The sequence below is a fragment of the Pantoea sp. SIMBA_079 genome (genome assembly GCF_046940275.1).
GTDB classification, from domain to species: domain Bacteria; phylum Pseudomonadota; class Gammaproteobacteria; order Enterobacterales; family Enterobacteriaceae; genus Pantoea; species Pantoea borealis.
Genome location: NZ_JAWRYR010000250.1, coordinates 1 through 275 on the forward strand (window position 1 = coordinate 1; position 275 = coordinate 275).

General features: G+C 71.3%; 1 protein-coding gene. It reads right to left on the reverse strand.

From position 1 onward, the window contains the following. Positions 1 to 275: DUF3348 family protein (locus SB719_RS19900; RefSeq protein WP_412159700.1), on the reverse strand; the 275-nt coding region annotated here is incomplete at both ends.

Here is a 275-nt window from a genome sequence, read left to right on the forward strand (position 1 = left end):
TCCGGTGTCCCGGCCGCAGGCGGTTGGGGAATCGCCAGCTCCGGCGCCTCGGCGATCGCCGCCAGCAGCGTCGTCCGCGCCTTCGCGCAGACGGCGGCGTCATCGCGATCAACGACTTGCGTCGCTGGTTCAGACTCGGCGGGCTTCGCGTCCAGCACCTTCGACAGCACCACCGCCCGCGTCCAGTCGATCCACTGGCTCAAGCGGTCCGCCAGCGCCGGGCTGCCCAGCGGCAGTTCGGCATCGGTCAGACGGGCCAGCAACCGGACGAAGGT